The organism is Terriglobus sp. YAF25 (assembly GCF_052113305.1).
Classification (GTDB): Bacteria; Acidobacteriota; Terriglobia; order Terriglobales; family Acidobacteriaceae; genus Terriglobus.
In genome coordinates this window covers 1-8,183 of sequence record NZ_JBFRCY010000227.1, presented here as the reverse complement: position 1 = coordinate 8,183, position 8,183 = coordinate 1, and the positions used below count along the sequence as shown (strand labels likewise).

Here is an 8,183-nt window from a genome sequence, read left to right as displayed (position 1 = left end):
GTGTAGCCCTCGTAGGAAGAGCCGAGCATACCGACACGGCCGTTGGACTCGGGCACGTGTTTCACCAGCCAGTCGATGGTGTCATACGCATCCATGGTGTCGTCGGCGCCGGTGGCGTTGTAGGGACCGACCTGCGGAGGCGTCATCAGGTAGGGACCCTCAGAGCCGTACTTACCGCGAACGTCCTGATAAACACGGATCCAGCCGGCGTTGACGAAGACCTCGTCGGCGAGGCCAAGCTCGTCGATCATATGGGCTGAGTCCTGCTTCCCTGCACCACGCTCGGGCGAGGCGGCATTGCCGGTCGCGATAGGGGTGCGGGCTGCCGCGGCGCGGGAGGCGGCGTTGTAGGGCGTGCGGGTCAGGATTAAGGGCACGTTCTTCGCGCCTTTGGGGATCACGATGACGGTGTAGAGCTTGGTGCCGTCGCGCATGGGCACCATCTCGACGCGCTTGGTGTAGTCCCACTCGGGCTTGGTCACGGTCTCGGCCTGCTGTTTGGGCGGCGTGAACGAGGCGGGAATATCGTTGTGGATCTCAGTCGTCTGCGCAAAGGCGCAGCCTGCGGCAAAGATGGCGGCTGCGGCAAGGCCGTGAAGCTTCATCGTGCGGGTTCTCCTGTGTGAAATATCAGAATATGTCAGAGGAAGAGCCGGATGCCCGCAATTCCTGCGGCTCCGGCCTCGAGGCAAGCTTTGGTGTTTGCGGCGGTGATACCGCCAAGGGCGAGGACGGGAATCTGGCCGGCGGCAAGGCACGCCTGGCGGAGCAGCTCAATACCTGAACCTTCGGCGACCCGTTCGCCGAGGACGGACTTTTCAAAGACCGGCCCGAAGAGCAGGAAGTCTGCGTCAAGGGAGCGGCAGACGTCGTCGGGGGTGTGGCAGGAGACGCTGATGATGGCCTCGGGAAAGATTGAGCGGACCTGTGCCGGGGTCAGTTCTCCCTCCCGGGAGGTCAGGTGAACTCCATGCGCTCCGGCGGCCAGGGCGACGTCCAGGCGGCCGTTGATCAGCAGTCTGGTCCGGCTGCCGGAGAGTTCGGCGAGCATCTGGCGGGCCAGCGAAACCATCTCCGCAGCCTCTAAGTCCTTTTCTCTCAACTGCAAATAGTCGATGCCGGAGTTCGCCCAACGGCATGCCAGGTCGAGGAGGGCAAGCCGGGCGGCTTGTTCCTCTGATGAAACTATCTTTCGATTGGTGATCGCACACCGAGTCATCAAGGTGACAGTCTAACCCCTGTGTTAGCTTAGGGTTTGACAACGTAGAGAAGCGACCCGTCAACGTATAACCAAACGAGCAAACCGGGGATCATCCTTAAGAGCGCATGAGCAGTGTTTACGATCTGATCGTTATCGGTTCCGGCCCGGCCGGTCAGCGTGCCGCCATCCATGGCGCGAAACTTGGCAAAAGGGTCGCACTGGTGGAGAACCGCGAGGTCGTTGGCGGCGCCTGTATCAATACAGGCACCATTCCGTCGAAGACCATGCGCGAGGCCGTGCTGCATCTCTCCGGCTACAACTACCGCTCCATCTACGGCATGAACTACCGGGTGAAAGAGCGCATCACGATGGCCGACCTGGCCTTCCGTGTGCAGCACGTTATCAAGACCGAGATTGACGTGACCCAGGCGCAGCTCTCACGCAATAACATCGAAGTTCTGACCGGTTCAGCTGGCTTTGAAGATCCCACGCATGTCCGTGTGACCAACTCCCGTGGATCGACGGTGTATGAGGCGGCGGCGACGCTGATTGCGACGGGGACCAAGCCGGCGACCTCGCCGAAGGTGCCGATTAATGGCACGACCGTCATCAACTCCGACCTGGTGCTCGATCTGAAGACTCTGCCCAAGACGATGATCATCGTCGGCGGCGGTGTGATCGGTGTGGAGTACACCTGCATGTTCGCCGCTCTCGGCGTGCGCTGCACGCTGATTGAGCGCCGTCCACGGCTGCTGGAGTTTGCCGATCAGGAGATCGTCGAATCGCTCAGCTATCACCTCCGCGACTCGCGCGTGACCATGCGCCTGAACGAAGAGGTGGAGTCAGTGGAATCGATGGAGGACGGCACGGTGGTCGCCAACCTCGAGTCGAAGAAGAAGGTAACGGGCGATACGTTGCTGTATGCGGTCGGACGTCAGGGCAATGTCGATGAGCTGAATCTTGCGGCGATCGGTGTTGAGGCGGATAACCGCGGCCGTATTCCGGTCGATAAGGACTTCCGCACCAAGTGCCCGAATATCTTTGCCGCCGGAGACGTCATCGGTTTTCCCTCGCTGGCTTCGGTCAGCATGGAGCAGGGCCGTGTGGCTGCGGCGCGTGCGTTTGGCGACGAGACGATTCTGTCGAACCCGAGCTACTACCCGTACGGCATCTACASCATYCCCGAGATCAGCTTCATCGGGAAGACCGAGGAGCAGCTTACGGAAGAGGATGTGCCGTATGAAGTCGGTGTGGCCTACTACCGCGAGATTGCGCGCGGACAGATTCGCGGAGATACGACGGGACGTCTGAAGCTGATCTTCCATCGCGAGAACCACTCACTGCTGGGTGTACACATCATCGGTGAGGGCGCGTCGGAGCTGCTGCACATTGGCCAGGCGGTGATGGCGCTGGGTGGAACGATTGAGTACTTTGTGGACACGGTGTTCAACTACCCCACGCTGGCGGAGTGCTACAAGGTCGCGGCGTTCAATGGATTGAATCGTGTGAGCAAGTTGGATTAGGTTTGTGGGAGTTGAGAAAAAGCCTGCCTCATAGAGGCAGGCTTTTCCGTTTTAAGGACACTTAGCGCGAGTTTTCCCCGTGTCGCCGGAGAGGACATAGGTGTGGCACTAGGCCGCGAAGAACCCATGTTTGTTGCCGCGCGGTGCGCCACAAGTCCCGCCGAAATACGGAACCTACATCTTAGCCGGGGCCGCGGCGGTTACCTTGTGACCTGTCGCTTCTTCAACGACCGCAAACTCTCCACCGTTCTGTGACATCTCGAGCTTGAACGTGTACTCGGTATTGGATACTTCCTTGATGGTGACGCGCACACTCATCTTGGCGTCGCCCATCCTGGATTCGGCGGTCCAGTTCCAGGTGTCGCCGTTCACCGTGCCTTTCGCATCGATAACTTCGCCGGCGCTGGTGAACGCATGGTAGGTATAAACCTTCTCATTCGGGTCATATCCCATGAAGGAGGCGCTCTTCTCCGGCCCCATCGGCCCGGTGCCTTCCGCGTGGCACATGACGAAGAAGCCGCCCGAGTACCATTCGCACGTTTCCGTGGAGGTGAACTTACCTCCGGGCATTGACCCGAATGGTTTGGCCTCGCCCTCCACTTTCCAGGTGCCGACGTTATAGTCGAGCTTCTTCAGCTCAGGTCCTGGCTTCGGTGGGCCCTGGGGCGCCTGTGCCCGGAGTGATGTCGCAAGAAGCATCGTGCAAACCGCGACCAGTACTGTCATTTTCTTCATAATCGCCTCCTGAATCGGCCCCGCCGTGGGTGTCGGCGGATAGAACTCATGTTCACGGCGCGGTGGGGCGTGCGAGGAATGATACATCCGGTCTCTAAATTTTCAACAGAACAATCGCTGTCTTGTCGTAGGCCATCGCGTCGTTGAGAAAAAGCCTGCCTCGTAGAGGCAGGCTTTTTGTTTTGGAGCCGATTCTTGTACTACCCGGGTGCCCCACCCTCACAACGTTAGGGTGGGAAAGGAAGCCACATTGGTTGAACAAAAGACAGATTGTTGCCTCCACGCCCACCCTAGCGTTGCGAGGGCGGGGGCACCCGGGTTGGGTAAAGAAAGCAGGTCCTCCGCTCAGGGATGACAAACAGAGAGCGTATGTGCGGGGCTATTCCTTGATCACCTTCACGAAGGCGCCTTCGGGCAGAGTTGCGCCGCCGAGAAGGTGTACTACGCCATCGCGGACGAAGCCGCGGAGCATAGGGTTGCCGTTGGGATTCGGCGGGGCTGTGGACTTGGTCGGGTAGGGCGTRGCCTTCAGCGGAGCTGGCGGTGGGCCGTCGGGCTTGTTCTCGCGTTTCATGCCGCGGTCCATGGCCTCGTTGGCCAGGCGGTCAGCGACCTTGTTCTTGTTGCGCAGGGCGTGGCCGATCTCGAAGCGATCGAGCTGGCGGATGCGGCGCTTGGCTTCTTCCCACATGGGCTTCAGGTCAGGCGAGCTGACCTTGTACTTGCCCTGGATCTGTTTGACCATCAGCTCGGAGTCCGAAGTAACTTTGAGCCGCGGGATCTTGTGTTCGATGGCGTAGGCAAGCACGGCCAGAAGGCCGGAGTACTCGGCGTAGTTGTTGGTGCGGAAGCCGAGGAACTCGCTCAGCTCCGCGAGGACGGTGCCGTCGGGAGCGTAGAGCACTGCCCCGAAGCCGGCGGGGCCGGGGTTACCGCGTGCTCCGCCGTCGCAGAAGGCTGAGACCCAGCCTGCTTCTTTCGTGGCTTCTTCTGTAAATAAACCCTGTGTCTCGCGCATCTATTTCGCCAGTTCCGCCTTCAGCATCTCGGAGACACGCTTGTTGTCCGCATGCAGACCGCTGGCAGCGATGCGCTGCTGTACAACTTTCATGGCTGCGCCCATGTCCTTCGGCCCGGGTTTGTTGCCGGTCTCGGCAAGGGTGGCGATGGCGCCCTGCACCACGGCGAGAACCTCTTCGTCGCTCGACTGCTTGGGCAGGTAGGCCTCGATGATGACGATCTCGGCCTGTTCCTTCTCGGCGAGCTCCGGACGGCCGCCCTTGGCGAACTGCTCGGCGGYGTCTTTGCGCTGCTTGATCAGTGTCGTCAGAATCTGCTGCTCTTCGGCGTCGGTAAGCGCTTCGCGCTTGTCGATCTCCTTATTTTTGAGCGCGGCCTTTGCCATGCGCAACGTGGTGAGCCGCAGCTCCTCTTTGGCCTTCATCGCGGTGATGATGTCTTTGCCGATCTGTTCTGTGATGGCCATATGCCTATCCTTCCGGTTCTAGAGCATTTCCCTGTTACTGGGTACCCGACGCAGCGTGCAGTGGCGTTTTCATTGCGGAAAACGCCCATAAGATTGTGAAAGCTCTGCGTTACACCAACAGGGAAGATGCTTCCACCGTTACTGATTGTAAGACGCGGTCTGCCTGTTCGCTAATCGACACGGAGACTACAATCAAGGCATCATGATCCGTAAAACACGCCTTTTTACGCCCGGTCCGACACCCCTGCTCCCGGCAGCACAGTTCGCCATGGCAGCGGCGGACATTCACCATCGCACCCCCGAGTTCCGCGCTCTGTTCACCAAGGTGCTCTCACAGTTGAAGGATTTCGTTGGTACCTCCAACGACGTGATTCTGCTCTCTTCGTCCGGTTCGGGCGCCATGGAGGCTGCGGTCTCCAATCTGACTTCGCCCGGCGACCGCGTGCTGGTGGTGACCGCCGGTAAGTTCGGCGAGCGCTGGGTAGGCCTGGCCAAGGCCTTTGGATGTCATGCGGATGTTGTCAGCGCCCCCTACGGCCAGACCGTCTCGCTGGATGCGGTGAAGGCTGCGCTGAAGCCGGATACCACCGCAGTATTTGTGCAGGCGACCGAGAGCTCCACGGGCGTGCGCCACGACGTGAAGGGAATTGCCGAGCTGCTGAAGGCGGAGAAGTCTGAGGCTGTGCTGATCGTCGATGCGATCACCGGTCTTGGCACCACGCATCTCGATATGGATGCATGGGGTGTGGATGTTCTGATCGGAGGCTCGCAGAAGGCTGTGATGATGCCTCCAGGCCTGAGCTACCTGGCGGTGAGCCAGCGTGCGTGGGATCGGATGGAGACCTCCAAGAATCCGGGTGTGATCGTGAAGGGGCTGAAGTCGAAGTTCGCGGCTATTGTCACCGACGGTCAGGGCGAGATGAAGGGTTCGCTCTTCCGCATCGCGCACATCGGCTTCTTCGACTACCTGGACACCATCGCCATCATCGGCGCTCTGGAGCAGGTTGCCGTTGCCGCCAAGCTGCCGGTGCCTGGCCTTGAGTTCGGTAAGGGACTCATTGCCGCGCAGAAGGTCTTTGCCGAGCGTGTGAAGTAACTCTCTGTCAGAAGCTTCCGCCGTGGGTATGTCTCACGGCGGAAGCTGTACTCTTCCATAAGCCACTGAAACACTTCGGCTCAAACCCATGAAACGCTCCGCGCACGTTACTGCACCACTTCTCGCTGCTACCGCGCTTGCTCTGCTCACTGCCTGCAAACAGAAAGAGATGCAGCGGTGCGTCGATGAAAGCGGCGTGGTTGTGGACAACAGCCTCTGCGGTTTGCCGCAGCAGCCGGTCTCTAATCAGCCCGGATATATCCCTCACATCTATCGCTATTACTACGGCGGTTGGGGTAACTACGCCCTCGGCACGCGTGTCGGCGGCGGCAGCTATGTTCCGCTTGCGGGGCACAGTTATGGCACCGTCAGCCGTGGTGGTTTCGGCAGCTCCTTTGGCCACGGAGGTGGCGAATGAAGCGTTCCAGCGTCTCTCCTCGCAGTGACTGGCAGCGGATCGTCGAAGAGCAGGGCCTCACCTTTCACACGCTGGAGGATGGCTCGCCGTACTGGGATGAGTCGGCCTGCTATGAGTTTTCGTCCGCCGAGGTCGACATGCTGGAGGCTGCGGCCAATGAGATGCAGCAGATGTGTCTCGCCGCCGCCCAGCATGTCATCGACAACCAGCGCTACGACGAGCTGGAGATCGCGGGCGAGGCTGTGCCAATGATTGAGTGGGCGTGGGAGCAGGAACCACCCGCGATCTATGGCCGTTTCGATTTCAGCTATGACGGTGTGACACCGCCAAAGCTATTGGAGTACAACGCAGACACGCCCACGGCATTGCTGGAGGCCGCAGTCATCCAGTGGACATGGATGGAGCAGGTGCGTCCGGGAACAGACCAGTTCAACTCGATCCATGACCGTCTGATTGCCAAGTGGAAGGACGTTGCTCCGTATCTTTCGAAGCCGGTGTATTTCGCAAGTGTCAACGCTCCGGAGGATCTGCTGACGGCGACGTATCTGCGGGATACGGCGGAGCAGGCGGGCATTCCCACCGGACAGTTGCTGATGGAAGAGATCGGATGGGACAGCGGCCGGCGCATTTTTGTCGATCTGGAAAACCGTCGCATCGACTCCATCTTCAAGCTCTATCCATGGGAGACGATGGTGGAGGAGGAGTTCGGCGCTTCGGCGCTGGAGATCTACCAGGAAGTGAAGTGGATGGAGCCCATCTGGAAGATGCTGCTCTCGAACAAAGGCATCCTGGCGATCTTGTGGGAGCTGTATCCGGATCATCCCAATCTATTGCCGGCATACTTCGCGGATCTGAGCGTGCCGCCTGCACCGGGAACGGTGCGTAAACCGATGCATTCGCGTGAGGGCGCAAATATCACGCTGGTGCGTGCGGACGGAACGGTCTACGCCACCGAGGGCGACTATACGGAGCGGTTGTGCGTGGATCAGGCGCTGGCGCCGCCGGCGGTCTTCGATGGACAGTATCCGGTGCTGGGGCTGTGGATGATCGATCAGGAGTGCGGCGGTATGGGGATTCGCGAGTCTTCTGAGCCGGTTACGGGGAATTTCAGCCGCTTCGTTCCACATTTTTTCCGCTAAGCATTTCCGTGCGGGCGTAGCGTAGGGCTTCCACATCTATGGGCGTTTTCCTCAATGAAAACGCCGCTGTACGCTCCTTTCGGGATACCCCGTAACAGGGAAATGCTTTAAATCCACAGATGTTATCCACCGGAGCATCAGCAGGGTTAATACAACCTTTGCTTGCAGCGGGCGTAGGCTAGGCGCATGATCCGTCGCCTCGCCCTTTTTGGCGCCCTGTTTGTGTGCTCGTTGTGCGCGCATGCCGCTGTGTATCCGAACTTTCCTCCGCACAAGATTGCGGGGAATCTCTATTACGTTGGCGACAGTTTTGAGGCGGCGTTTCTTATCGTGACGCCGCAAGGCAACATTCTGTTGAATGTCGGCGATCAGGACGAGATCAAGCTCGTGAAAGAGAACGTCGCTGCACTGGGCTTCAAGTGGACAGACACCAAGCTGTTGCTCTCAAGCCAGGCGCACTTCGACCATGTGGGAGCTGCGGCGCAGGTGGTGAAGGAGACAGGAGCGAAGTTCCTGGTGATGGATGGCGATGTGGATCTGGCTGAGTCGGGCGGTAAGAAGGACTTTGCTTACTCTGCTCCGAAG

General features: G+C 59.6%; 10 protein-coding genes. 5 read left to right on the top strand and 5 right to left on the bottom strand.

Annotated features, from left to right (window positions below; translation table 11 throughout):
• Both AB4043_RS11410 and AB4043_RS11405 read right to left on the bottom strand, forming a co-directional pair.
• A partial coding sequence (locus tag AB4043_RS11410; RefSeq protein ID WP_442307087.1) for a CocE/NonD family hydrolase occupies positions 1–605 on the bottom strand: 605 nt, incomplete at its 3' end.
• Between the two features lie 35 nt (positions 606–640).
• Positions 641–1,219, bottom strand: a complete 579-nt coding sequence (locus AB4043_RS11405; RefSeq protein ID WP_442301649.1) for a thiamine phosphate synthase — start codon at positions 1,217–1,219, stop codon at positions 641–643.
• A gap of 107 nt (positions 1,220–1,326) precedes the next feature.
• Here AB4043_RS11405 and sthA point away from each other — a divergent pair, with 107 nt between their 5' ends.
• On the top strand, positions 1,327–2,724 hold the full coding sequence (sthA, locus tag AB4043_RS11400) for a Si-specific NAD(P)(+) transhydrogenase (protein ID WP_442307086.1): 1,398 nt from the start codon (positions 1,327–1,329) through the stop codon (positions 2,722–2,724).
• Between the two features lie 174 nt (positions 2,725–2,898).
• On the opposite strand, the gene AB4043_RS11395 is transcribed toward sthA, so the two are convergent.
• The 3 genes from AB4043_RS11395 to AB4043_RS11385 form a co-directional block, all read right to left on the bottom strand.
• The gene (locus tag AB4043_RS11395; RefSeq protein WP_442301414.1) at positions 2,899–3,459 is read right to left on the bottom strand and encodes a DUF1579 family protein; all 561 of its coding nucleotides are present in this window, start codon (positions 3,457–3,459) and stop codon (positions 2,899–2,901) included.
• A 379-nt stretch (positions 3,460–3,838) separates the two neighbouring features.
• Positions 3,839–4,477: a ribonuclease HI family protein gene (locus AB4043_RS11390; protein ID WP_442301415.1), complete on the bottom strand. Its 639-nt coding sequence runs from the start codon at positions 4,475–4,477 to the stop codon at positions 3,839–3,841.
• A complete protein-coding gene (locus AB4043_RS11385; RefSeq protein ID WP_442307085.1) occupies positions 4,478–4,945 on the bottom strand; it encodes a GatB/YqeY domain-containing protein in 468 nt (155 codons plus the stop codon).
• 202 nt (positions 4,946–5,147) lie between these two features.
• On the opposite strand from AB4043_RS11385, the gene AB4043_RS11380 reads away from it, so the two are divergent.
• From AB4043_RS11380 to AB4043_RS11365, 4 genes are all read left to right on the top strand, one after another.
• Entirely contained in the window at positions 5,148–6,041 is an 894-nt protein-coding gene (locus tag AB4043_RS11380) for a pyridoxal-phosphate-dependent aminotransferase family protein (RefSeq protein WP_442307084.1), read from the top strand.
• A gap of 88 nt (positions 6,042–6,129) precedes the next feature.
• The gene (locus AB4043_RS11375) at positions 6,130–6,459 is read left to right on the top strand and encodes a hypothetical protein (protein ID WP_442301418.1); all 330 of its coding nucleotides are present in this window, start codon (positions 6,130–6,132) and stop codon (positions 6,457–6,459) included.
• On the top strand, positions 6,456–7,598 hold the full coding sequence (locus AB4043_RS11370; RefSeq protein WP_442301419.1) for a glutathionylspermidine synthase family protein: 1,143 nt from the start codon (positions 6,456–6,458) through the stop codon (positions 7,596–7,598). Before AB4043_RS11375 ends, AB4043_RS11370 begins: the two co-directional genes overlap by 4 nt.
• Positions 7,599–7,784: 186 nt before the next feature.
• The coding region (locus AB4043_RS11365; RefSeq protein ID WP_442307083.1) for an MBL fold metallo-hydrolase at positions 7,785–8,183 on the top strand (399 nt) is incomplete at its 3' end.

Excerpts from the sequence above, each read along its gene's own strand:
- AB4043_RS11405 (WP_442301649.1), bottom strand. The coding sequence starts at position 1,219 with ATGACTCGGTGTGCGATCACCAATCGAAAGATAGTTTCATCAGAGGAA.
- AB4043_RS11395 (WP_442301414.1), bottom strand. The coding sequence starts at position 3,459 with ATGAAGAAAATGACAGTACTGGTCGCGGTTTGCACGATGCTTCTTGCG.
- AB4043_RS11380 (WP_442307084.1), top strand. The coding sequence starts at position 5,148 with ATGATCCGTAAAACACGCCTTTTTACGCCCGGTCCGACACCCCTGCTC.
- AB4043_RS11375 (WP_442301418.1), top strand. The coding sequence starts at position 6,130 with ATGAAACGCTCCGCGCACGTTACTGCACCACTTCTCGCTGCTACCGCG.
- AB4043_RS11370 (WP_442301419.1), top strand. The coding sequence starts at position 6,456 with ATGAAGCGTTCCAGCGTCTCTCCTCGCAGTGACTGGCAGCGGATCGTC.